The organism is Roseomonas sp. TF40 (genome assembly GCF_057219975.1).
The window spans coordinates 884,622-907,324 of sequence record NZ_JBXVVR010000001.1 but is presented as its reverse complement, the minus strand read 5'-3'; the positions used below and the strand labels follow the sequence as shown (position 1 = coordinate 907,324).

Below are 22,703 nucleotides of genomic sequence, written 5' to 3'. Positions count from 1 at the left end.
CGGACAGTATGCCATACCGGCACGCCTTGACGGCGGGACGCGGTGCTGGCCATGGTCCGCGCCCTTTCGACAGCCCTTCCGGAGGCTCAGCCCCCCATGCCCGCGATCACCCTGCCCGACGGTTCCGTGCGCGTCTTCGACGGGCCCGTGACGGGCACGACCATCGCGGCCAGCATCGGCCCGGGCCTGGCCAAGGCCGCGCTGGCGATGCAGGTGGACGGCAAGCTGCGCGATCTCTCCGAGGAGATCGCCGCCGACGCCGCGCTGCGCTTCATCACGCGCCGCGACCCCGAGGCGCTGGAGATGATCCGCCATGACTGCGCGCATGTGCTGGCCGAGGCGGTGCAGGAGCTCTTCCCCGGCACGCAGGTGACGATCGGCCCCTCGATCGAGAACGGCTTCTACTACGATTTCAGCCGCAACGCGCCCTTCACCACCGAGGATTTCCCGGCGATCGAGGCGAAGATGCGCGAGATCGTCGCGCGCGGCGCGGCCTTCCGCCGCCGCGTCGTCTCCCGCGAGGAGGCCATCGCGCTCTTCGAGGGCAAGGGCGAGGCCTTCAAGGTCGAACTGATCCGCGACCTGCCGGCGAACGAGGAGATCAGCCTCTACAGCCAGGGCGAGTGGATCGATCTCTGCCGCGGGCCGCATATGCGCGCCACCTCCGACATCGGCACGGCCTTCAAGCTGATGAAGGTGGCGGGCGCCTATTGGCGCGGCAATTCCGACAACCCCGTGCTCAGCCGCATCTACGGCACCGCCTGGCGCGACCAGAAGGAGCTGGACGCCTATCTGCTGCAGCTGGAAGAGGCCGAGAAGCGCGACCATCGCCGCATCGGGCGCGAGATGCACCTGTTCCACCTGCAGGAAGAGGCCACCGGCAGCGTCTTCTGGCACCCCAAGGGCTGGAAGCTCTACCGGACGGTGGAGGACTACATGCGCCGCCGCCTGGATGGCGCCGACTACCAGGAGGTGAAGACGCCCCAGCTGGTGGATCGGCGGCTCTGGGAGGCCTCCGGCCACTGGGAGAAATTCCGCCACGCCATGTTCCTCGCCCAGGTCGAGGACAAGGACGAGGCCGGGCGGATCTACGCGCTGAAGCCCATGAACTGCCCCTGCCATGTGCAGATCTTCAACCAGGGCCTGCGCAGCTACCGCGAATTGCCGCTGCGCATGGCCGAGTTCGGCGCCTGCCACCGCTTCGAGCCCTCGGGCGCGCTGCACGGCATCATGCGCGTGCGCGCCTTCACGCAGGATGACGCGCACATCTTCTGCGAGGAGCACCAGATCGCCGATGAGACGGTGCGCTTCGTGGCGCTGCTGTCCTCGATCTACCGCGACCTCGGCTTCAGCGATTTCCGCGTGAAGTTCTCGGACCGCCCGGCGGTGCGCGCCGGCACGGACGCGACCTGGGACCGCGCCGAGGGCGCGCTGCGCGACGCCTGCGCCATCGCCGGCGTGGGCTTCGAGCTGAACCCGGGGGAGGGCGCCTTCTACGGCCCGAAGCTGGAATTCGTGCTGCGCGACGCGATCGGCCGCGACTGGCAATGCGGCACGCTGCAGGTGGATTTCGTGCTGCCCGAGCGGCTCGAGGCCGAATACGTGGCCGAGGACGGCACGCGCAAGCGCCCGGTCATGCTGCACCGGGCCATCCTGGGCAGCTTCGAGCGCTTCCTCGGCATCCTCATCGAGCAGCATGCGGGGCGCTTCCCGCTCTGGCTCGCGCCGGTGCAGGTGGTGGTGGCGACCATCGTCTCGGATGCCGATGATTTCGCGCGGGAGGCCGCGGCCGCCCTGGCGAAGGCGGGGCTGCGGGTGGAACTCGACCTGCGGAACGAGAAGATCAACCGCAAGGTGCCGGACCACATCAACGCCCGCGTGCCGATCCTGGCCATCATCGGGCGGCGTGAGGCCGAATCGCGTTCCCTGGTGCTGCGCCGCCTGCCAGGCCAGGCGCAGGAGACCCTGCCCCTGGCGGATGCCATTGCCCAATTGCTGGGCGAGGGAACGCCCCCCGATTTGGCAGCGCGCGCGGGCTGACTTGCACGCGCGGCGCCGGATCGCCATAAGATAAGTTGCTGACGAACCACGACAGGAGAGCCGACCATAGCCCGAGGCCCCATGCCCGCCCAGATGCCGTCCAAGGACGGCCCGCGGGTGAACGAGGATATCCGCGTTCCGCAGGTCCGCCTGATCGACCAGGATGGCGAGATGATCGGGGTGATGAGCGCGCGCGAAGCGCTGCTGCGCGCCTACGATGTCGGCCTCGACCTGCTCGAGATCAGCCCGAACGCCGTCCCGCCGGTCTGCAAGATCCTCGACTACGGCAAGTACAAATACGAGCAGCAGAAGAAGGCCAATGAGGCGCGCAAGCGCCAGAAGGTCGTCGAGCTGAAGGAAATCAAGGTCCGCCCGAACATCGACGACCATGACTACGGGGTGAAGATGCGCCAGATGAAGGAATTCATCGGCGAGGGCGACAAGGTGAAGGTCACCCTTCGCTTCCGCGGCCGCGAAATGGCGCACCAGGATCTCGGCATCAAGGTGCTGGACCGGATCCGCACGGAGCTGGCCGAACTGACCAAGGTGGAATCCATGCCCCGGCTGGAGAACCGCCAGATGATCATGGTCCTGGCGCCGAAATAACGGTCGCCGGCGGCGCGGCAGCCAGGGGGCCAGGCCGTCATGCTCGGCGTCATCCGTCGGTTCTTGGCGATCGGCGACAGCAAGGCGCCTGATTCCGGCGACCTTGCCGCCGTGCCCTTCCCGGTTCCCATTCCGGCGCCGCTGGCGTCCGATCCGGGGCTCCAGGCGCGTTCAGCCGCCTATGCCGCGGCCTGCCATGCCCATGTCGGCCTTTTCGATCAGGCCTTGGCCGGCCTCGTCCGGGCCGGTCGGCTGCGGCCGGACCAGGAGCGCTACGCGACGTCCCATCGCCTGCGCTTCGCCGAGGCACTCTTCGCCATTGAGACCCTGCTCTCCGCGGAGCCCGGTTGGCCCGGCGCCCGGGTGATGGAAATCGGCTCCTCCATCACGCCGATGCTCTTCCATGAGGCCTTTCCGGCGCTGCGCCTGACCTCCGCCTGCCTGTTCCGCCACAGCCAGCTCGACGGGGTGGTGGAACGTGCGGTGCAACTGGACCTCGAGAAGCTGGATCTGCGTGCCGCGGCTGAACTCGTGGTTCCGGGCGAGGCGGTGCGTGACCTCGACATGGTGATGCTGTGCGAGGTGCTGGAACACCTGCTGGTCAATCCGGCCAATCTGTTCCGGGCCCTGTCGGGGGCGCTGCGGCCGGGCGGCGTCCTGTATGTGACGACCCCGAATTTCCTCCGCCAGGGCTGTCGTGCGCTGATCCTCGCCGGGCGCAACCCGCAGCCCATGTTTCGCGGGGATTACCGTCCGGAGGACCGGTTCCACCACCACGTCCGCGAATACACCATGGCAGAACTGCTCGACGCCATGCTCGCTGCCGGGCTTACCCTTGAGGTAGCACAGTATTCCGCCTGCTGGGACAGTGCCGATGACGCGGCGCGGCTGCCGGCGGATGCCCTGCGGAACCTTGTCGTGGTGGGGCGGAAGCCGCGCCCGGGGGGCCAGGCCGCTTGACCATGACACCCCGGTGGCAGTAGGGAAGCTGCCGTCAGGTGTCCCCTGACATGCAGGTCGGCCCGCGCCAGGCGGGTCGGCTCCGCCGCTCCGCGAAGACTCGCGCAGCGGCGCGTTTTCGTTTGGGGACGCCGCAACCTTTGGAAGGACCCTCCCGCCTTGGTCAAGGCACGCGATGTTTGAGGCTTTGGGCAGCAAGCTCACGGGCGTTTTCGACAAGCTGCGCCGCCGCGGCGCGCTGACCGACAACGACGTGCAGGAAGCGCTGCGCGAAGTGCGCGTGGCGTTGCTGGAGGCCGATGTCGCCCTGCCGGTGGTCAAGGACCTCATCACCCGCGTGCGCGAGCGCGCCGTGGGGCAGGAGGTCATCCGCTCCGTGTCGCCGGCGCAGCAGGTCATCAAGATCGTCAATGACGCGCTGGTGGAAGCGCTCGGTGGCGGCGAGGGCAGTGACGGCAAGCGGGGCCTCGACCTCAACGCGCCGGCGCCGCTCGCCATCCTGATGGTCGGCCTGCAGGGCTCGGGCAAGACCACGACCTCGGGCAAGATCGCGCTGCGCCTGCGGATGCGCGAGCGCAAGAAGGTGCTGCTCGCCTCGCTCGACGTGCACCGCCCGGCCGCGCAATTGCAGTTGCAGCAGCTCTCCGTGCGCGCCGAAGTCGCCTGCCTGCCCATCATCGCCGGCCAGCGCCCGCGCGAGATCGCCGAGCGCGCGCTGGATGTCGCGAAGCGCGAGCTCTACGACGTCGTCATCCTCGACACCGCCGGGCGGCTTTCGATCGATGAGGCGCTGATGGCCGAGGTGGCCGAGGTGAAGGCCCTCGTCCGCCCGCATGAGACGCTGCTCGTCGTCGATGCGATGACCGGCCAGGACGCGGTGAACACCGCGCGCGCCTTCAACGAGAAGGTGGGTGTCACCGGCGTGGTGATGACGCGCGTCGATGGCGATGCACGCGGCGGTGCGGCCCTCTCCATGCGCGCGGTCACCGGCGCGCCGATCAAGCTGCTGGGCGCGGGCGAGAAGCTCGACGCGCTGGAGGATTTCCACCCGGATCGCATCGCGAACCGGATCCTGGGCATGGGCGATATCGTCTCCCTGGTCGAAAGGGCCGCGGAGACCATCGACCAGGCCGAGGCGGAAAAGCTCGCCAAGAAGATGCAGAAGGGGTCCTTCGACCTCGAGGACTACGCGCAGCAGCTCAAGCAGATCAACAAGATGGGCAGCCTCTCGGGCATCCTCGGCATGCTGCCGGGCGTGGGCAAGATGAAGGCGCAGATCGAGAACGCCAATCTCGACCAGTCCATGCTGAAGCGTCAGGCGGCGATCATCTCCTCCATGACGCCGAAGGAACGGCGGATGCCGGACCTGCTGAAGGCGTCGCGCAAGCGGCGCATCGCGGCGGGCTCGGGCACCACGGTGCAGGAAGTCAACCGGCTGCTGAAGCAGTTCGACGATATGTCCGCGATGATGAAGCGGATGAACAAGATGGGCCAGAAAGGGTTGATGCGCGGCGGGCTCGCCTCGTTGATCCCGGGCCTTGGCAACAAACGACCCTTCTAGAAACCAGGAGAAGCATTCCTCATGGGCCTCAAGATCCGCCTCGCCCGCGCCGGCGCCAAGAAGCGTCCCTACTACCACATCGTGGTGGCCGACAGCCGCAGCCCGCGCGACGGCCGCTTCATCGAGAAGCTGGGCAGCTACAACCCGATGCTGCCCTCCGACCACCCCGAGCGCGTGCGCCTCTTTGCCGAGCGCATCACGCATTGGAAGTCGCAGGGCGCGCTGCCGACCGAGCGCGTGGCGAAGTTCCTCGGCCATGCCGGCCTCGCGCCGATGCCCGTGTTCAAGGACCAGCCCAAGCAGTCCGCGCCGAAGAAGAAGGCGCAGGAACGCGCCGCCGCGGCGGCCGGCTGAGCCAGCACCGCCAGGGCTGATCAGCGATGCCGGGAAAGCGCGTGATTGTGGGGGAGATCGGGCGGCCGCACGGTGTGCGGGGCCTGGTGCGCCTGCACGCCTTCACCGCCGATCCGCGCGCCATCGGCAGCTACGGCCCGCTGACGGATGCCACCGGCACGCGTTCCTTCGCCATCACCGCCCTGCCCGATGGGCTGGGGCGGATCGAGGGTGTGGCGGATCGCGACGCCGCGCAGCGCCTGACCGGCACCAAGCTCTATGTCGAGCGCAGCGCCCTGCCGCCACCCGCCGACCCGGATGAGTTCCTGCTCGTGGACCTCGAGGGCCTCGCGGCCTTCGACGAGGCGGGCGCGGCACTCGGGGTGGTGCGCGCGGTGGAGGATCACGGCGCCGGCCCCTTCCTGGTCATCGACGGCCCGGCGGGCGAGGTGCTGATCCCCTTCACCCGCGCCGCGGTGCCGGTGGTGGATGTGGCGGGCGGGCGCGTGGTGGTCGCACCACCCGCCGAGGTGGTCGTTCCGCCCCGGCCCGGGGAGGAAGCGGCATGACCTGGCAGGCCAGCATCCTGACGCTCTTCCCGGACATGTTCCCGGGCCCGCTCGGCCTGTCGCTCGCCGGCCGTGCGCTGCGCGAGGGGCGGTGGTCGATCGACGCCCTGGACATCCGCGGCTTCGCCACCGACAGGCATCGCACCGTGGACGACACGCCCTTCGGCGGCGGGGCGGGGATGGTGATGCGCCCGGATGTCCTGGACACGGCTTGCGAGGCGGCAATCCGGAACAACCCCGGCGCGCCGCTGATCTACCTCACCCCGCGCGGGCGCGTGCTCGACCAGGCGATGGTGCGCGATCTCGCGGCCGGGCCGGGCGTGGTGCTGCTCTGCGGCCGCTACGAAGGCATCGACCAGCGCGTCATCGAGGCGCGCGGCATGGTCGAGGTCTCGGCCGGCGATGTGGTGCTCTCGGGCGGCGAGGTGGCGGCGCTGCTGCTGCTCGACGCCTGCGTGCGGCTGCTGCCCGGTGTCATGGGCGCTGCCGCCTCGGCCGAGGAGGAAAGCTTCGGGGCCGAGGGCCTGCTCGAATACCCCCACTACACGCGGCCCGCCGAATGGCAGGGCCGCGCCGTGCCGGAGGTGCTGCTCTCCGGCCATCATGCCGAGGTCGCCCGCTGGCGCCGCGCGCAGGCGGAAGCCGCCACGCGCACGCGCCGGCCCGACCTCTATGAACGCTTCCTCCGCCGCCAGGCGGAAGGGGCTGCCACGAAACCCGCGCGGCTGGACGGCCAGCCGGCCGCCGCCTAGATCAATCACCGAGAAGGAACCCCGAAGATGAACCTGCTTCAGCAGTTCGAGGCCGCCCAGCAGGCGCGCCTCTCCGCCAGCCGCCCGACCCCGGAATTCACGCCGGGCGACACCGTCCGCGTGATGGTGAAGGTCGTGGAAGGCGAGCGCATCCGCACCCAGGCCTATGAGGGCGTGGTGATCGCGCGCTCCAACCGCGGCGTGAACAGCAACTTCACGGTGCGCAAGCTCTCCTACGGCGAAGGCGTGGAGCGCATCTTCCCGCTCTACTCGCCCAACGTCGCCGAGATCATCGTCGTGCGCCGCGGCAAGGTGCGTCGCGCGAAGCTCTATTACCTGCGTGGCCGCACCGGCAAGTCGGCGCGCATCGAGGAGCGCGCGCGCGCCAAGGTCGAGACCGCGGCCTGATTGCTACCGACGCCCGGTCCGTGAGGGTCGGGCGTCATTGACTTCACTAAGGGGGAAAGCGCGATGGCGAAGCCGCGGACGCTGTTCGACAAGATCTGGGACGCGCATGTCGTCGAGACACTGCCGGATGGCACGGCGGTGCTCTACATCGACAAGCACCTGACGCATGAGGTCACCAGCCCGCAGGCCTTCGAGGGCCTGCGCATGGCCGGCCGCAAGGTGCGCCGCCCGGATGCGACCATCGCCGTGGTGGACCACAACATCGCCACCGATTCCAGCCGCTATGGCCGCATCGAGGACCCCGAGAGCCGCCAGCAGGTCGAGACGCTCGAGAAGAACGTCGTCGAGTTCGGCGTGCCCTACATCCCGCTCACCGATCCGCGCCAGGGTATCGTGCACGTGATCGGGCCGGAGCTTGGTCTTTCTTTGCCGGGCATGACGCTGGTCTGCGGCGACAGCCACACCTCGACCCATGGCGCGCTCGGCGCGCTCGCCTTCGGCATCGGCACTTCCGAGGTCGAGCATGTGCTCGCCACGCAGACGCTGCTGCAGAAGCCGGCGAAGAACATGCGCGTGACGGTGGACGGCAAGCTGCCGCTCGGCTGCACGGCGAAGGACATCGTGCTCGCCATCATCGGCAAGATCGGGACGGCGGGCGGCACGGGCCATGTCATCGAATTCGCCGGCGAGGCGATCCGCGCGCTCGACATGGCCGGGCGCATGACGCTGTGCAACATGTCGATCGAGGCCGGGGCGCGCGCCGGCATGGTGGCACCCGACCAGACGACCTTCGACTACGTGAAGGGCCGCCCCTTCGCGCCGAAGGGCGAGGCTTTCGACCGCGCCGTCGCCTGGTGGTCCACGCTGCCTTCCGATCCGGGCGCGCATTTCGACAAGGAAGTGGTGCTCGACGCCGCCGAGATCGCGCCGCAGGTCACCTGGGGCACGAACCCCGAGGCCGTGCTGCCGATCAACGGCCAGGTGCCCGACCCCGCCCAGGTGGCGGATGAGGATCGCCGCGCGCAGATGGCGCGGATGCTGGACTACATGGACCTCAAGCCCGGCCAGGCGCTGGAAGGCCTGCCGATCGACGTGGTCTTCGTGGGCTCCTGCACCAACAGCCGCATCGAGGACATCCGCGCCGTCGCCGCCATCGCGCGCGGCCGCAAGGTGGCGCCGGGCGTGCGCGCTTTGGTCGTGCCGGGCTCGGGCCTCGTGAAGCAGGCGGCCGAGGCCGAGGGGCTGGACAAGATCCTGCTCGAGGCCGGCTTCGAATGGCGTGAGGCGGGCTGCTCCATGTGCCTCGGCATGAACCCCGACAAGCTCAAGCCGGGCCAGCGTTCGGCCAGCACCTCGAACCGCAATTTCGAGGGCCGCCAGGGCCCCGGCGGGCGCACGCATCTCTGCTCGCCGGCGATGGCGGCCGCGGCCGCCGTCACGGGCCGGCTCACCGATGTGCGCAAGCTGGAGATCCTGTGATGAAGCCCTTCACGACCCTCACCGGCGTCGCCGCGCCGATGCCGGCGGCGAACATCGACACCGACAAGATCATCCCCGCGCGCTTCCTCAAGACCATCGCGCGCACGGGTCTCGGCAAGTCGCTCTTCGCCAACATGCGCTACAACGAGGACGGCAGCGAGAAGCCGGATTTCGTGCTGAACCAGGAGCCCTACCGCAAGGCGGAGATCCTGATCGCCTTCGACAATTTCGGCTGCGGCTCCTCGCGCGAGCATGCGCCCTGGGCGCTGCTGGATTTCGGCATCCGCTGCGTCATCGCGCCCGATTTCGCGGACATCTTCCACTCCAACTGCTTCAAGAACGGCGTGCTGCCGGTCGCGCTGCCGCGCGAGATCTGCGAGCAGCTGATGGAGGATGCGCGGCTCGGCGGCAATGCGCGGCTGACCGTGGATCTCGAGCGCCAGGTCGTGGTGCGCCCGAATGGCGAGGAGATCCCCTTCAAGGTGGACAGCTTCCGCCGCCATCTGCTGCTGAACGGCCTGGACGACATCGGCCAGACGCTGCAGCACGCGCCGGCGATCGACGGCTTCGAGGCGAAGCAACGCGCCGCGCAGCCCTGGCTCTACGCCTGATTCCACCCGGCGCCAGCCGGCGCCGTTCCGGCCCGTCGCCGCGCCTGCGTGCCTTGCGCATCACGCCGCCGCGCCGGGCCTTCTTCGCGATCCCGGATCGCCAGCGCGATCCGCATCTGGAGCCTCCGACATGCCCGCGAACAAGAAGCTGCTGATCCTGCCGGGCGACGGCATCGGCCCCGAGGTGATGCGCGAGGTGCGCCGCATCATCGACTGGATGGATCACCGCCGCGCCGTGACCTTCGAGATCGAGGAAGGCCTCGTCGGCGGCATCGCGCTCGACGCCACTGGCTCGCCCTGCCCGGATGAGACGGTGGCCGCGGCGCAATCCGCCGATGCCGTTCTGTTCGGTTCGGTCGGTGGTCCGAAGTGGGACAGCCTGCCCTTCGACAAGCGCCCCGAGCTTGGCATCCTGCGCCTGCGCAAGGATCTCGGCCTCTTCGCGAATCTGCGCCCGGCCGTGGTGCTGGATCCGCTTGCCGACGCCTCGGCGCTGCGGCCCGAGCTGGTGCGCGGGCTCGACATCATGATCGTGCGCGAGACCACCGGCGGCGTGTATTTCGGCGAGCCGCGCGGCGTGACCGTGGGGGCTGATGGCAAGCGCACCGGCCTCGACACGCAGATCTACCATGAGGACGAGATCGCCCGCGTCGCGCGCGTGGCCTTCGACCTCGCACGCAAGCGCCGCAACAAGCTGACCTCCGTCGAGAAGGCGAATGTCATGCAGTCGGGCCGCCTCTGGCGCGCCGTGGTGGGCGAGGTGCACAAGGCCGAATACGCCGATGTCGAGCTCGAGAACATGTACGCTGACAATTGCGCCATGCAGTTGGCGTCGCGCCCCAAGCAGTTCGACGTGATCCTGGGCGACAACCTCTTCGGCGATGTGCTCAGCGATCTCGCCGCCGCGCTCACCGGCTCGCTCGGCATGCTGCCCTCGGCCACGCTGGGCGCGATGCAGCCCTCGGGCAAGCGCCATGCGCTCTACGAGCCGATTCATGGCAGCGCGCCGGACATCGCGGGCAAGGGGGTCGCGAATCCTTCCGCGCAGATCCTCTCCTTCGCCATGCTGCTGCGCCTGTCCTTCGGCATGGATGAGGATGCGAAGCTGATCGAGACGGCGGTGGAGAAGGTACTGGCGGGCGGGCTGCGCACCGCCGACATCATGTCGCCGGGCATGGCGCGCGTGGGCACGAGCGTGATGGGTGAGGCGGTGCTGCGCGAGCTCGACAAGCTCGCAGCGTAAATAGCGTGAAATGCGCGCCGGGGAGGGTTGCGCCCCCCCGGATGCTCGGCTAAATCGCGGCTCCCAACGCGGACCCGTAGCTCAATTGGATAGAGCACCAGACTACGAATCTGGGGGTTAGGGGTTCGAGTCCCTTCGGGTCCGCCAGGGTTTCTTCCGCAGTTCGAAAAGCCCCGCAGCGATGCGGGGCTTTTTCGTTCCTATGACCCCGGCGGGCCGCCGGGAATGGTGCCGGCGAGGCCCGCGACCGTGGTCGTCACCAGCCGCTCCGCCCGGCCGATCCAGGCCTCCTGCTCCTCGGGCGGAAGCTGCGCCTCCACCGCGCCGCGCCGCGCCACATCGGGCAGCACGTCCAGCAGCGCATGCACCAGCGCACGGTCATGCGGCGTGGCGAGCTGCAGCAGCGCCGCTGTCGCGTCCTCCGTCTCCAGGCGCCAGAAGGGGCCGAACTTGTCGCTGCGCCCAGGCGGCCAGATGTCGAACATCTGCGGCCAGCCCTTCAGGTCCCGGAATTCGAGGCCGATGACGCCGCGTCGGTCGAACAGCTTGAAGCGCACCTGCCGCCACAGCCCGGCAGAGGAAACAAGGCCGCTCAGCGTGACTTCCAGGTGGCGATAGGTGCCCTCGGGATTGGCCATGTGCTGGTGCAGCCGCAGGTCGCGATAGGCGGTGGCGTTGGCATCCGCGCCGGGCTTCGCCGTCACCGGCGGGCGCTCGGGCGCGGGCGGGGCGGTGGCGACCAGCGGCGGCTGCGGCGGGGCGCTGCGGAAGGCGGGGGCCTGTTCGGCGGCGGCGGCAGGGAGGCTATCCGGCAGCGCGACCGCCCGGGGCGCCTCCGCCGCAGGGGGCGCCTCGGCCACGGGGGGCGGCGGCGGCGGCGTCTCGGGCAGGGCGACGCTGGCGGGCGCCTCCGGGGAGGGCGGCGGCTCGGCCGGCGGGGCCGGGGGCTCGGCCGGCGGGGCCGGGGGCTCGGGCGGCGGGGCAGGGGGCTCCGGCGCGGCCGGTTCGGCGGGCGCGGCGCGGGCTTCGCCCAGCGCGCCCAGCATCAGGCCGAGTTTCGTCACCTCCACCGTCAGCGGCGCCGAGCCGGCGTGGCGCAGCCGCAGGCCAAGCCGCACCGTGCCGCCCGGCGTGGGCGGCAGCGGCAGCGCCAGGCGCAGCGCGCCGGTGGCATCGGCCTTCTGCGGCGGGGAGCGGCGCGGCGCGGCGGCCTCGGGCGGGCCGGCGATCAGCGTGGCCTCCAGCGACTCGGCCGGCCCTTCCGGGCAGGTCAGCTCCAGCAGCACGAGGTCCGCCACGCCGCAGGGCATGGCGGGCAGCAGCAGGTCCGCCGTGCCGCCGGCCGGCATTTCCAGCAGCATGCGCGGCGGCTCGGCGCCCGCCGCCACCAGCCGCCCCCGCGCGCCGGAGAGCTTGGCGGCGGCGATGGCGCCCTCGGGCAGGGCATGCAGCACGCCCGGCAGGATGGGCTGGCCCGTGGCCGCCCAGTCGAAGAACAGCGGCAGCACCTGCCGGCCGGGCGGGGCGGCGTGCAGGCGCAAGGCCAGGGCCGCCGGGCCACCCTCGGCCCGTCCGGCCGACAGCACGGTGGCCTCGCCCTCCGCCGCCTCGATCGCCACGTCCAGCACGGCGGAGTCGCTCGGCGGCAGGGGGGTAGGCAGGTCGAGCGCGAGCCAGCCCGGCGCCAGCGCCGCCCCGGGCACGGCCCAGGCGCCGACCACGCGCCCGCCGAGACTCAGCCAGGCCCGCAGCAGGCTGCGCGGGCCGGCCGTGGCCAGATGCAGCTCGACCGTGCAGAGCCCTTCCGCCGTGCGGCCCAGCGGCTGGCGCAGCCGCGCGGGCATGACCATGCCCTCGCCCGCGGGCGGGTGGTCCAGCACCAGCTGCGGCGCCGAAGGCGGCAGCGCGCCCAGGGCGCGGAGGGCCAGCCCATGCGCCTGCGCCGTCGCACGGTGGCGCAGCACCTCCTGCGTCAGGCGCTGGGCGAGCAGCTGGAAGAGCGCCGGGCGCGGATCGCCGGGGCCAAGGCGCGGCAGGCCCGGCGGCAGGCCCTGCGCGAGGCCGGCGGCGGCGCCGGGATCCTCGGCCAGCAGGGCGAGCAGGGGCGCGTCGCCGGGCAGGGGGACGAGGCGCGCCGCAGCCTGCCCGGGTCGGTGCAGTGCATCGCCGCTGCGCTCGAGCGGCAGCAGCCCCGCCGCGGCGAGGGTCGGGCCGGCGGGATGGCGGGTGCTGAGCAGCACCAGCGGCTGTCCGGAGTCGAGGCTGGCCGCGCAGATCTGCAGCGTGGTCACGCGATGGTCTCCTGAGGCGAAGCGAGGCTGGCGCGTAGCATGGCGGCGCGCAGGAGGAAGAGGGTGTTTGTGAGCGCAGCCGCCGGGCTGCGGGCGCGCGCATGCTGTTCGGCCCGGTTCAGCAGCGGTCGGGCGGCGGCGGGGGTGGCGAGCAGCGCCTGCGCCGCCGCGGCGAAGCCGGCCGGCTCGGGCGGGCTGACCAGCCACGCCATGCCCGCCGCCGCCGGGCCCAGCGCCTCCAGCGCCGCGGGGCTTGCGATCACCGGGCAGCGCTGCGCCGCGGCCTCGAGGAAGACCAGCGGCGCGCCCTCCAGCCGCGAGGGCAGCAGCAGCGCATCCGCCCCGGCCAGCCAGAGTTGCGGGTCATCGAGCGGCCCGAGCACGCGGAACAGGCCGCGCGGGTCGGCCAGGGCGCGGGCCTCGAGCATCCCGCGCAGGCTGCCCGCGCCGCCGATGGCGAGCGTCAGGGTCAGCCGGTCGCCGATCGCCGGCAGCAGATCCGCCCCCTTCGCCTCCTCCAGCCGGCCGAGGAAGAGCAGGACGGGCGCGGAATCGGGCAGGCCCAGGCGTTGGCGGATGGCCCGGCGCGCCGCGGCGCGGTCCTGGCGCAGGGCGGGCGGGGCGGGGTTGTGCAACACGGCGATGCGCGCCGGATCGCAGCCGAGGAAGCCCGCGACGCGCCCGGCCACCGGCGCCGAGACGGCGGCAAGCTGGCTGGCCTCGATCCCGAGCCGCCCCTTTGCTTCGGCCAGGCCGGGCGGGGCCTCGCCGGGGGGCGCGAGATGGAACAGCACCAGCCGCGGCAGACGCGTCTCCGCCAGCGCCATCTGCAGGCCGAGCCCGGCATTGGGCCAGGGCAGGGAGAGCAGCACGGCGTCGGGCGCGGTCTCCGCCAGCAGCGCGGGCAGGGCTTCGGCCTGGCGGGCGATGTTCGCCGCCGCCGGCGCTTCCTCCTCCCAGCCGATCGGGGCGGGCCGCAGCGTCACGCCGGGTGCTGCGGGCAGCCCGGCGAGCATCGCGGCCTCCCCTGCCAGCGTCACCGCAAGGCCACGCGCGGCAAGGCGGGCGGCGAGGTCCAGGCCATGGCGCTCGGTGCCGCCAGGCTGGACGCCCGGCAGCAGCAGCAGCAGCCGGCGCAGGCGCAGCGCGGTCACGCGACCTCGCCCACCGGCGCGGGCACGCCGCGCGCGAGGCCGGCGAGCAGGCGCATGGCGGGGGCCAGCGCCTCCGGCCCGAAATGCGCGCGGCCGAAGGCATGCGCGGCCTCGCCCATCGCCGCACGGCGCGCGGGGTCCAGCACCAGGCGGGCCAGGGCGTCGATGAAGCCGGCGCGGGTGGCGGCCAGGGCATAGGCGTGGCCCGCCCCGCCGGCGATGCCGAACAGCGCCTCCGCGCTCAGCACGCTGGGCAGGCCGCGGGCGAGGTATTCCACCGTCTTGATCTTGAGACCGCCGCCGTAGAAGACCGGGTTCACCGCGATGTCGAGCGTGTCGAGGAAGCCGCCCGCATCGGCGACCTCGCCCTGCAGCACCACGCCGGGGCGGTCTTTCGGCATGGACTCGCACACCCCGCCCGCGACATGCAGCTCCGCCCCCAGGGGCGCGATGGCGGGCCAGACCTGGTCGAGCAGCCAGCGCAGTCCGTCGCGGTTCATCGGGCTGTCGCCGCCGATGAAGCCCACGCGCAGCGCCTGGCCCGGCGCGCTGCCCCGCGCCCGCGGCCAGGCGGGCTCGGCATGGGGGGCGAGGATGACGCGGCCGGGCAGCAGCGCCTCCAGCCAGCGCGCCTCCTCCCCCTGGATCGCCAGCACCTGGTGGAAGGAAGACAGGATCTTCAGCTCCTCGGAGGTGCTGATCTGGATGAAGTGCACCTCCCCGAAACGGGCGAAGTTCTGCGCACGCAGCGACATGATGTCATGCGTATCCAGCACGAGCAGCGGCGCCGCCCCGGCCGGCAAGGCGAGGTAGGGGGGCAGCTGCGTGGGGGCGAGGCGCAGCCAGGACAGGCGCAGATACTCGATGATCAGCATCCGCACCGGAGCGCGCGCGAGATGCGCCGCCAGCGCGGCGTAGAGCGCGCCGTCGAAGCGTGAGCGCTCGAAGGGGGTCAGGCCCCAAGGGATCTCGGCGGGCGGCAGGGCCTCAGGCACGATCAGGGCGACGCCGGCCGGCAGGGCGGCCTGGGCGGCTTCGCGCTCCGCCTCCGGCAGGTCGCCGGCGAAGAAGACGGAAAGCGCCATCTCCCCCCGCGCCGCGTCCAGCACGGCGGCGATGCGCTGGTGGTTGCCCAGCGTGCCCCGCCACCAGGGGACATCCGTGACCAGCAGCGCCGTGGGCGGATCGAGGGCGGCGGCCAGCGCCATGGGGCTGGCCAGCAGCGCGGCGGCGTTGCGCGTGGTGGCGGCGTAGCTGGCGAAGAGCGCGGCGGAGGCCCTCTCGACCTCCGCCCGGTAGGCAGGGTCGCGCAGCGCGCGGCGGATCTGCCCGGCCAGGGCCGGGGCGTCGGGGGCGGTGTGGCAGGGCGCGATGGCAGGCAGGCCGGCGAAGGCATCCGCCGTGCCGAGCACCGGCCGGCCGCGCGCCAGGGCCTCCACCGTCTTGATCTTCAGCCCCGTGCCGCCCTCATGTGGGTTCAGCACGAGATCGACCTGGGCATAGAGCGCATCGGCCTCCGCCACCGGGCCGAGCAGCCGCAGCCCCGGGCCCGGCGCCAGCCCCAGCGCCGCGGCCCCGCTGCCGGCCAGGACCAACTCCCCCCCCGCCGCGGCGATCTCGGCCGGGGGCAGGGCGTCGAGCAGCCGGCGCAGCGCCCTTGTGTTGAGCGGGTTGGCGCTGCCGATCCACCCCAGCGCCAGCCAGCCATCGGGGCTGCGCGGCGGCAAGGGCGGGGGCAGGTCGGCCGGCAGGTGGCCCAGCGTGCGCACCGGGCGGCGCGTCCGCCGCTCCAGGACCCGGCGCTCTTGCTCCTGGATGGCGAGCACGAGGTCGGCGCGGTCCAGCCCCCGCGCCTCCTCGGCCGGGGTGGTGGCGAAGAAGCGGTTCTCGAGGCCGAGCGCCGCGAGCTTTTCTGCCCGCCCGCCGAAGACGTCATGCGTGTCCAGCAGCCTGAGCGTGCCGGCGGGGAAGAAGTCCAGCGCGCGGGAGAGGAAGACGTATTCGACCAGCACCGCGTCGAAGCCCGGATCGCGGGCGGCCAGGGCAGCGAAGGCGGCCTCGGCCTCGGGCAGGATCCAGTCGTCCAGGCCCTGCAGGGCGCCGAGGCTACGCGCCTCCCGCGCCCGGTCATGCGGGATCGGGATGACCTCGTCCCAGGCCTCGCGCATGGCAGCGAGCGCGGCGTCGCCGGGGTTCTCCCGCAGCAGCAGGCACAGATGCACGGCATGGCCAGCCGCCTTCAGCCCGCGCAGCACGGCATGGATGCGCGCGCGGTTGCCCGCGTCCTGCGGGTGGGTCGGGGTCGGCGAGATCACCAGGATGCGCATGGCGGGCAGGATAGAGCGGGGCGGCCTTGCGGCAAGCGCGCCGGTGGGGCATATGCGGCGCGCCGGTCCGGGGCGGATGTCCCGGCCCGGCAAATCCGCACGCGGTGCACCCTTCCAGCCCCAGCCCGGGGTGAAGGGTCCGGTCCTCTCCCCTCGGTCTCAAGGGCGGGGGCGGCGCCGCGGAGGCCAACCGGACCATTGGAAGCTGGAAGGAACTCGCCGATGGCGATGCCCGACGTCACCCTGCGCGGCCTGCTCGAGGCCGGCGTGCATTTCGGCCACCATACGCGCCGCTGGAACCCGAAGATGGCGCCCTACATCTTCGGCGTGCGCAACCAGGTGCATATCCTGGACCTGCAGCAGACCGTGCCGATGATGGACCGCGCGCTGCGCGCCGTGCGCGACGTGGTCGCCGGCGGCGGGCGCGTGCTGCTGGTCGGCACGAAGAAGGCGGCCGCCGACTACGTGGCCGAGAGCGCCGCGCGCTGCGGCCAGTATTATGTGAACCACCGCTGGCTGGGCGGCATGCTGACCAACTGGAAGACCATCCAGGGCAGCATCAAGCGCCTGAAGCAGATGGAAGAGCAGCTTGCCGGCGGCATCCAGGGCCTGACCAAGAAAGAGGTCCTGATGCTGACGCGCGACAAGGAGAAGCTCGACCGCGCGCTCGGCGGCATCAAGGACATGGGCGGCCTGCCCGACATCATCTTCGTCATCGACACGGTGAAGGAGAAGCTGGCGATCGAGGAGGCCAACAAGCTCGGCATCCCCGTGGTGGCCGTGGTGGACAGCAATGCCGACCCCTCCGGCATCGCCTTCCCGATCCCCGGCAATGACGACGCGATCCGCGCCATCCACCTCTACTGCGACATGATCGCGGGCGCGGTGCTGGACGGCATCTCGGCCGAGATGGCCGGCAGCGGCGCCGATCTCGGCGCGCAGGCCGACCTGCCGGTCGAGGCGCTGCCCGAGATCGAGATCCCGGGCGCCGAGGCCGCCGCCGAGGGCGAGCAGCCCGCCGCCTGATCACGGGTCCGGCCGTGGCGCATCCCGCCGCGGCCGCACCGGCTGAACGCGTTTCTGGGCCGTGCCGGGGAGCCTCCCTGGCGCGGCCATCGTGGATATGGAGCAACGGATATGGCCGAGATCACCGCGGCGATGGTGCGCGACCTGCGCGAGAAGACCGGCGCCGGCATGATGGACTGCAAGAAGGCGCTGGTGGAATCGGGCGGCGACATGGAGGGCGCGATCGACTGGCTGCGCGCCAAGGGCCTCTCCGCCGCCGCCAAGAAGTCCGGCCGCGTGGCCGCCGAGGGCCTGGTGGCCGTCGCCTCCGGCCCGAAGGTGGCCGCGATGGTCGAGGTCAATGCCGAGACGGACTTCCTCGCCCGCAACGAGACCTTCCAGAACTTCGTGGCCGAGGTCGCGGGCCTCGCACTCTCTGTGGGCGAGGACCTCGAGGCGCTGAAGGCGGCGACCTTCCCGGGCACGACGCATTCCACCCAGGAAGAACTGACCCGCATGATCGCCACGATCGGCGAGAACATGTCGATCCGCCGCGTGCGCGTGCTGCGCGTGGAGAGCGGCACGGTCGCGACCTACATGCACAACGCCGTGAAGCCGGGCCTGGGCAAGATCGGCGTGCTGGTCGCGCTCGAGGCGGCCTCGGAGATCGAGGCGCTGGAGCAGCTCGGCCGCCAGATCGGCATGCATGTGGCGGCGACCCGCCCCGAGGCGCTGGACATCTCCGCCGTCGACCCCTCGGCGCTGGAGCGCGAGAAGGCCGTGCTGCGCGAGCAGGCGGCGGGTTCGGGCAAGAAGCCCGAGATCGTCGAGAAGATGATCGAGGGCCGCATCCGCAAGTACTACGAGGAAGTGGTGCTGCTGGAGCAGGTCTGGGTGCATGACGGCGAGAGCCGCGTGAAGCAGGTGGTGCAGAGGGCCGGCGGCAACCTGGTCGACTTCGCCCGTTTCCACCTGGGCGAGGGCATCGAGAAGGCGGCTTCCGACTTCGCCGCCGAGGTCGCGGCCGCCGCCAAGGGCTGATCCAGCCCCAAGGCCAGGAAAAACGGCGGCTTTCCCCCGGGAATGCCGCCGTTTGCTTGCCCTGCCACCGCCTGCCTTGCTAGCGCCACGACCCGGCGCCTAGACTTCACTGAACCGCCAGAAGCCCCGGACACGCACCACAATGAGCCGCCCCCCGATCTACAAGCGTGTCCTGCTGAAGGTCTCGGGCGAGGCGCTGATGGGCAAGCGCGACTACGGGCTCGACATCGGCACGCTGCGCGGCATCGCCGATGACGTGGCCTCGGTGGTGAAGCTTGGCGTCGAGGTCTGCATGGTGATCGGCGGGGGCAACATCTTCCGCGGCGTCGCCGGCGCCTCGGCGGGCATGGACCGCACCCAGGCCGATGGCATGGGCATGCTCGCCACCGTGATGAACGCGCTGGCGATGCAGAACGCGCTCGAGAAGATCGGCGTGCAGACCCGCGTGCAGAGCGCCATCCCGATGGCGAGCCTGTGCGAGCCCTTCATCCGCCGCCGCGCCATGCGGCACATGGAGAAGGGCAGGGTGGTGATCTTCGCCGCCGGCACGGGCAACCCCTTCTTCACCACCGATACCGCCGCAGCGCTGCGCGCCGCCGAGATGGGCTGCGACGCGCTGCTGAAGGGCACGCAGGTGGATGGCGTCTATGCCGCCGACCCGCGCAAGAACCCGGATGCCGAGCGCTATGAGACGCTCACCTACCTCGAAATGCTCTCCCGCGACCTGGCCGTGATGGATGCCGCCGCCATCAGCCTCGCGCGCGAGAACAAGCTGCCGATCGTCGTCTTCAACATCCACGAACCGGGTGCCTTCACCGCCGTCATGCTGGGCGATGGGAAGTTCACCACGGTTGTCGATCCGTAACGGGAGCCCGCCGATGCCCGCCGATTTCCCGGCCTTCAAGCGTGACCTTCAGCGCCGCATGGACTCCGCGATGGAGACGCTGAAGAAGGAATTCGCCGGCCTGCGCACCGGCCGCGCCAGCCCCGCGCTGCTCGAGCCCATCCGCGTCGAGGCCTATGGCACCAACCAGCCGCTCGCGCAGGTGGCGAACATCTCGGTCGCGGGGCCGGGGCTGCTCAGCGTGCAGGTCTGGGACAAGTCGGTGGTCAAGGCGGTGGAGGTCGCGATCCGCGACTCGGGCCTCGGCCTCAACCCGCAGGGCGAGGGGCAGGTGATCCGCGTGCCCCTGCCGCCGCTGACGCAGGAACGCCGAAACGACCTGGTGAAGACGGCGGCGAAATATGCGGAAGCGACGCGCGTCGCCATCCGCGGCGTGCGCCGCGACGGCATGGAGACGGTGAAGGGCTGGGAGAAGGACAAGAAGTCCGAGGCCAGCCAGGACGATGTGAAGCGCTGGACCGACGAGATCCAGAAGATGACCGATCAGCAGATCAAGGCCGTGGATGCCGCGCTGGTCGAGAAGGAAAAGGACATCCGCACCAGCTGAGGCAGGGGATTTCGGCACGCACCCGATGAGCGCCGTGGCCAAGACGCTGACCGGGCAGGGAGAGGGCGCGACCCCGCTCCATGTCGGCATCATCATGGATGGCAACGGCCGTTGGGCCGCGGCCCGCGGCCTGCCGCGCTCGCTGGGCCACAAGGCAGGCGTCGAGGCGGCGCGCCGGGTGATCGAGGCCGCGGCCGAAGCGGGCGTGGGCTGGCTCACCCTCTTCGCCTTCTCCTCCGAGAACTGGCAGCGCCCGCCCGATGAGGTGCGCGACCTGACCGGGCTGATGCGACTCTATCTGAAGTCGGAAGTGGGCACGCTGGTGAAGGAAGGCGTGCGCCTGCGCATCATCGGCGACCGCGACCGCTTCGGCCCCGACACGGTGCGCGCCATCAACGCCGCCGAGGCGGCGACCGAGGCAGGCACGCGGCTCAACCTCAACGTGGCCCTGTCCTATGGCGCGAGGGCCGAGATCCTGGCCGCGACGCGCGAGGTGGCGCGGCGCGCCGCCGCCGGCACGCTCGACCCCGCCAGCCTGGATGAAGGCCTGTTCGGCCGCCTGCTCTCCACCGCCGGCATGCCCGACCCGGACCTCATCATCCGCACCAGCGGCGAGCAGCGCCTGTCCAACTTCCTGCTCTGGCAGGCGGCCTATGCGGAGCTGGTGTTCCAGGACGTGCTCTGGCCCGATTACGGCGCCGAGCATTTCGCCGCCGCCACGGCCGAATTCGCGCGCCGCGAGCGGCGTTTCGGCGCGCGCACGGCCGGATGACGTGAGCACGGTGCTGACCACCCCCGGTGAGGCCAAGCGCTGGAACGATCTGCGTAAGCGCGCGCTCTCGGCCGCCGTGCTGCTGCCGGCGGCCGTCGCCTGCATCTGGCTCGGCGCCAACCCCTTCGCGGCGATGATGGCGCTGGGCGGCGCGATCCTGACCTGGGAATGGGTGCATCTGTGCGGCCGGCGGATCCGCGCCATGCCGGGGCTGGTGGTGCCGCTGGTGGTGCTCGCCGCCGGCAGCTTCGCGGTGCTGGACCATGTGCGGATCGCGCTCAGCGTGCTGCTGGTCGGCTTCGTCGTCACCTGGATCTTCGCGCATCGGATGCAGGAGGGCGGCGTGCCCTCGCCGCGGCGGCTTGCGCTCGGCGTGCTCTATATCGGCATCGCCGGCATCGCGCTGATCGAACTGCGCCACGATACCGAGGCCGGGCGCGCCAATGTGCTGTTCCTCTTCCTGATCGTCTGGGCCTCGGATATCGGCGCCTACATGGCGGGGCGGCTGCTCGGCGGGCCGAAACTCGCGCCCGCCATCTCGCCCAACAAGACCTGGTCGGGGGCGCTGGGCGGGCTGGCGGCGGCGGTGCTGGTGGGCCTCGCCTGTGCGCTGGCCTTCACGCCCGGGGCGGCGATCCATGCCGTGGTCGCGGTCGCCGCGCTGCTGAGCGTGGCGAGCCAGGCGGGCGATCTGCTGGAATCGGGCATCAAGCGCCACTTCAAGGTGAAGGACACCTCCTCCTTGATCCCCGGCCATGGCGGGCTGCTGGACCGGCTGGACGGGGTGCTGGCGGCCGCGCCCGTGGCGGCGCTGCTCTCCTTTGCGCTGGGCTATGGGCGCCCGCTCTGGGGCTGGGGATGAGCAGGCCATGATGCGGAGCATCTCCCTGCCATGACTCGCAGCGTTTCCATCCTCGGCGCCACGGGCTCGGTCGGCCGCTCCACCCTCGCGCTGATCGAGGCCGCCCCCCCCGGTGCCTTTCGCATCGAGGCGCTGGTCGCCAATCGCGACGTCGCGACCCTCGCCGCGCAGGCGCAGCGCTTCAAGGCGCGCTGCGCCGTGGTGGCGGACCCCGCCGCCTGGGGTGAGCTGAAGGCGGCGCTGGGCGGCACCGGCATCACGCTGGCCGCGGGCCCGGCGGCGGTGGAGGAAGCCGCCGCCCGGCCCGCCGACTGGACCATGGCCGCCATCGTCGGCGCGGCGGGGCTGCGCAGCACCATCGCCGCCCTGGCGCGCGGCGGCACGCTGGCGCTGGCCAACAAGGAGAGCCTGGTCTGCGCGGCCGAGCTGGTCTTCGCCGTCGCGGCCCAGGGCGGGGCCACCCTGCTGCCCGTCGATTCCGAGCACAACGCCATCTTCCAGGCCCTGAACGGGGAGGATGCGAAGGGCGCCGAGCGCATCATCCTGACCGCCTCGGGCGGGCCCTTCCGCGCCTGGGAGATCGAACGCATGGCCCGCGCCACGCCGGAGCAGGCGGTGGCGCACCCGGTCTGGTCCATGGGGGCCAAGATCAGCGTCGACAGCGCGACGATGATGAACAAGGGGCTGGAGCTGATCGAGGCCGCACGGCTGTTTCCCCTGCCCGCCGAGCGGATCGAGGTGCTGGTGCATCCGCAATCGGCCGTGCACGGCATGGTGCAGTTCGCCGATGGCTCGATGATCGCCCAGCTCGGCACGCCGGACATGCGCACCCCCATCGCCCATGCCCTGGCCTGGCCGGCGCGCATGAATGTGGCGATCCCGCGCCTCGACCTCGCGGCGCTGGCGAAGCTGGAGTTCTTCGCTCCCGACCCGGTCCGCTTCCCGGCGCTGCGCCTGGCGCGGGAGGCCTTGCAGGCGGGGGGTGGCGCGCCAACCATATTGAACGCGGCGAATGAGGTGGCGGTGGCCCGCTTCCTCGAGCGTCGTCTCGGCTTCCTCGACATCGCGACGGTGGTGGAGGAAACCCTGGCCGGGCTGGCCGCTCCGCGGGCCGAGGGGATGGAGGCGATCCTCGCCCTCGACGCCGCGGCGCGGGCGGCCGCGGCGGCGCATGCCGAGCGACGGATGCTGGTGAGCTGACGCCGCGCGCCTGACCGCGCGGCCTGAACTGGTGAATG

The 22,703-nt window shown here is 71.5% G+C and carries 21 protein-coding genes and 1 tRNA gene; 19 read left to right on the top strand and 3 right to left on the bottom strand.

Features of this window, described 5'->3' with window-relative positions:
• Positions 1-96: 96 nt before the first annotated feature.
• From thrS to AC2D9U_RS03850, 12 genes are all read left to right on the top strand, one after another.
• Positions 97-2,040, top strand: a complete 1,944-nt coding sequence (thrS, locus tag AC2D9U_RS03905; protein WP_484746652.1) for a threonine--tRNA ligase — start codon at positions 97-99, stop codon at positions 2,038-2,040.
• Between the two features lie 93 nt (positions 2,041-2,133).
• On the top strand, positions 2,134-2,646 hold the full coding sequence (gene infC / locus AC2D9U_RS03900) for a translation initiation factor IF-3 (protein ID WP_484746650.1): 513 nt from the start codon (positions 2,134-2,136) through the stop codon (positions 2,644-2,646).
• Positions 2,647-2,709: 63 nt separating this feature from the next.
• Complete coding sequence (locus AC2D9U_RS03895) at positions 2,710-3,606, top strand: class I SAM-dependent methyltransferase (RefSeq protein WP_484746648.1); 897 nt, start codon at positions 2,710-2,712, stop codon at positions 3,604-3,606.
• Positions 3,607-3,781: 175 nt separating this feature from the next.
• On the top strand, positions 3,782-5,167 hold the full coding sequence (gene ffh, locus AC2D9U_RS03890) for a signal recognition particle protein (protein ID WP_484746647.1): 1,386 nt from the start codon (positions 3,782-3,784) through the stop codon (positions 5,165-5,167).
• 21 nt (positions 5,168-5,188) lie between these two features.
• A complete protein-coding gene (gene rpsP, locus AC2D9U_RS03885; RefSeq protein ID WP_484746645.1) occupies positions 5,189-5,521 on the top strand; it encodes a 30S ribosomal protein S16 in 333 nt (110 codons plus the stop codon).
• A 41-nt stretch (positions 5,522-5,562) separates the two neighbouring features.
• Positions 5,563-6,069: a ribosome maturation factor RimM gene (gene rimM, locus AC2D9U_RS03880; protein ID WP_484746643.1), complete on the top strand. Its 507-nt coding sequence runs from the start codon at positions 5,563-5,565 to the stop codon at positions 6,067-6,069.
• Positions 6,066-6,821, top strand: coding sequence for a tRNA (guanosine(37)-N1)-methyltransferase TrmD (gene trmD, locus AC2D9U_RS03875; protein ID WP_484746641.1), 756 nt, complete (start codon positions 6,066-6,068; stop codon positions 6,819-6,821). Before rimM ends, trmD begins: the two co-directional genes overlap by 4 nt.
• A 27-nt stretch (positions 6,822-6,848) precedes the next feature.
• Positions 6,849-7,229 (top strand): 50S ribosomal protein L19, encoded by a 381-nt coding sequence (gene rplS, locus AC2D9U_RS03870; RefSeq protein ID WP_484746640.1) that lies wholly within the window; start codon positions 6,849-6,851, stop codon positions 7,227-7,229.
• 63 nt (positions 7,230-7,292) lie between these two features.
• Positions 7,293-8,708: a 3-isopropylmalate dehydratase large subunit gene (gene leuC / locus AC2D9U_RS03865; RefSeq protein ID WP_484746638.1), complete on the top strand. Its 1,416-nt coding sequence runs from the start codon at positions 7,293-7,295 to the stop codon at positions 8,706-8,708.
• A complete protein-coding gene (leuD, locus tag AC2D9U_RS03860) occupies positions 8,708-9,319 on the top strand; it encodes a 3-isopropylmalate dehydratase small subunit (protein ID WP_484746637.1) in 612 nt (203 codons plus the stop codon). The genes leuC and leuD overlap by 1 nt, the downstream gene beginning before the upstream one ends.
• 130 nt (positions 9,320-9,449) lie before the next feature.
• Complete coding sequence (gene leuB, locus AC2D9U_RS03855; RefSeq protein ID WP_484746635.1) at positions 9,450-10,562, top strand: 3-isopropylmalate dehydrogenase; 1,113 nt, start codon at positions 9,450-9,452, stop codon at positions 10,560-10,562.
• A gap of 70 nt (positions 10,563-10,632) precedes the next feature.
• Positions 10,633-10,709, top strand: a tRNA-Arg gene (locus AC2D9U_RS03850).
• Positions 10,710-10,762: 53 nt separating this feature from the next.
• Here the strand turns inward: AC2D9U_RS03850 and AC2D9U_RS03845 are convergent.
• The 3 genes from AC2D9U_RS03845 to AC2D9U_RS03835 are packed head-to-tail and all read right to left on the bottom strand — an operon-like array spanning position 10,763 to position 16,334.
• Entirely contained in the window at positions 10,763-12,853 is a 2,091-nt protein-coding gene (locus AC2D9U_RS03845; protein WP_484746633.1) for a DUF6212 domain-containing protein, read from the bottom strand.
• A complete protein-coding gene (locus AC2D9U_RS03840; RefSeq protein ID WP_484746632.1) occupies positions 12,850-14,007 on the bottom strand; it encodes a glycosyltransferase in 1,158 nt (385 codons plus the stop codon). Before AC2D9U_RS03840 ends, AC2D9U_RS03845 begins: the two co-directional genes overlap by 4 nt.
• The gene (locus AC2D9U_RS03835) at positions 14,004-16,334 is read right to left on the bottom strand and encodes a glycosyltransferase (RefSeq protein ID WP_484746630.1); all 2,331 of its coding nucleotides are present in this window, start codon (positions 16,332-16,334) and stop codon (positions 14,004-14,006) included. Before AC2D9U_RS03835 ends, AC2D9U_RS03840 begins: the two co-directional genes overlap by 4 nt.
• 222 nt (positions 16,335-16,556) lie before the next feature.
• Here AC2D9U_RS03835 and rpsB point away from each other — a divergent pair, with 222 nt between their 5' ends.
• The 7 genes from rpsB to dxr all read left to right on the top strand — a co-directional run bounded on the left by rpsB (position 16,557) and on the right by dxr (position 22,665).
• On the top strand, positions 16,557-17,360 hold the full coding sequence (gene rpsB, locus AC2D9U_RS03830; RefSeq protein ID WP_484746628.1) for a 30S ribosomal protein S2: 804 nt from the start codon (positions 16,557-16,559) through the stop codon (positions 17,358-17,360).
• Between the two features lie 111 nt (positions 17,361-17,471).
• The gene (tsf, locus tag AC2D9U_RS03825; RefSeq protein WP_484746627.1) at positions 17,472-18,380 is read left to right on the top strand and encodes a translation elongation factor Ts; all 909 of its coding nucleotides are present in this window, start codon (positions 17,472-17,474) and stop codon (positions 18,378-18,380) included.
• Positions 18,381-18,522: 142 nt separating this feature from the next.
• Positions 18,523-19,245 (top strand): UMP kinase, encoded by a 723-nt coding sequence (pyrH, locus tag AC2D9U_RS03820; protein WP_484746625.1) that lies wholly within the window; start codon positions 18,523-18,525, stop codon positions 19,243-19,245.
• Positions 19,246-19,258: 13 nt separating this feature from the next.
• Positions 19,259-19,831, top strand: a complete 573-nt coding sequence (frr, locus tag AC2D9U_RS03815; RefSeq protein ID WP_484746623.1) for a ribosome recycling factor — start codon at positions 19,259-19,261, stop codon at positions 19,829-19,831.
• Between the two features lie 25 nt (positions 19,832-19,856).
• Complete coding sequence (gene uppS / locus AC2D9U_RS03810) at positions 19,857-20,603, top strand: polyprenyl diphosphate synthase (protein ID WP_484746621.1); 747 nt, start codon at positions 19,857-19,859, stop codon at positions 20,601-20,603.
• 1 nt (position 20,604) lies between these two features.
• Positions 20,605-21,465, top strand: coding sequence for a phosphatidate cytidylyltransferase (locus AC2D9U_RS03805; RefSeq protein WP_484746619.1), 861 nt, complete (start codon positions 20,605-20,607; stop codon positions 21,463-21,465).
• Between the two features lie 30 nt (positions 21,466-21,495).
• The gene (gene dxr / locus AC2D9U_RS03800) at positions 21,496-22,665 is read left to right on the top strand and encodes a 1-deoxy-D-xylulose-5-phosphate reductoisomerase (protein ID WP_484746617.1); all 1,170 of its coding nucleotides are present in this window, start codon (positions 21,496-21,498) and stop codon (positions 22,663-22,665) included.
• Positions 22,666-22,703 lie beyond the last annotated feature (38 nt).

Coding starts and splice junctions, on each gene's coding strand:
- thrS (WP_484746652.1), top strand. CDS start 97: ATGCCCGCGATCACCCTGCCCGACGGTTCCGTGCGCGTCTTCGACGGG.
- infC (WP_484746650.1), top strand. CDS start 2,134: ATGCCGTCCAAGGACGGCCCGCGGGTGAACGAGGATATCCGCGTTCCG.
- ffh (WP_484746647.1), top strand. CDS start 3,782: ATGTTTGAGGCTTTGGGCAGCAAGCTCACGGGCGTTTTCGACAAGCTG.
- rpsP (WP_484746645.1), top strand. CDS start 5,189: ATGGGCCTCAAGATCCGCCTCGCCCGCGCCGGCGCCAAGAAGCGTCCC.
- trmD (WP_484746641.1), top strand. CDS start 6,066: ATGACCTGGCAGGCCAGCATCCTGACGCTCTTCCCGGACATGTTCCCG.
- rplS (WP_484746640.1), top strand. CDS start 6,849: ATGAACCTGCTTCAGCAGTTCGAGGCCGCCCAGCAGGCGCGCCTCTCC.
- leuC (WP_484746638.1), top strand. CDS start 7,293: ATGGCGAAGCCGCGGACGCTGTTCGACAAGATCTGGGACGCGCATGTC.
- leuD (WP_484746637.1), top strand. CDS start 8,708: ATGAAGCCCTTCACGACCCTCACCGGCGTCGCCGCGCCGATGCCGGCG.
- leuB (WP_484746635.1), top strand. CDS start 9,450: ATGCCCGCGAACAAGAAGCTGCTGATCCTGCCGGGCGACGGCATCGGC.
- AC2D9U_RS03835 (WP_484746630.1), bottom strand. CDS start 16,334: ATGCGCATCCTGGTGATCTCGCCGACCCCGACCCACCCGCAGGACGCG.
- rpsB (WP_484746628.1), top strand. CDS start 16,557: ATGGCGATGCCCGACGTCACCCTGCGCGGCCTGCTCGAGGCCGGCGTG.
- tsf (WP_484746627.1), top strand. CDS start 17,472: ATGGCCGAGATCACCGCGGCGATGGTGCGCGACCTGCGCGAGAAGACC.
- pyrH (WP_484746625.1), top strand. CDS start 18,523: ATGAGCCGCCCCCCGATCTACAAGCGTGTCCTGCTGAAGGTCTCGGGC.
- frr (WP_484746623.1), top strand. CDS start 19,259: ATGCCCGCCGATTTCCCGGCCTTCAAGCGTGACCTTCAGCGCCGCATG.
- uppS (WP_484746621.1), top strand. CDS start 19,857: ATGAGCGCCGTGGCCAAGACGCTGACCGGGCAGGGAGAGGGCGCGACC.
- dxr (WP_484746617.1), top strand. CDS start 21,496: ATGACTCGCAGCGTTTCCATCCTCGGCGCCACGGGCTCGGTCGGCCGC.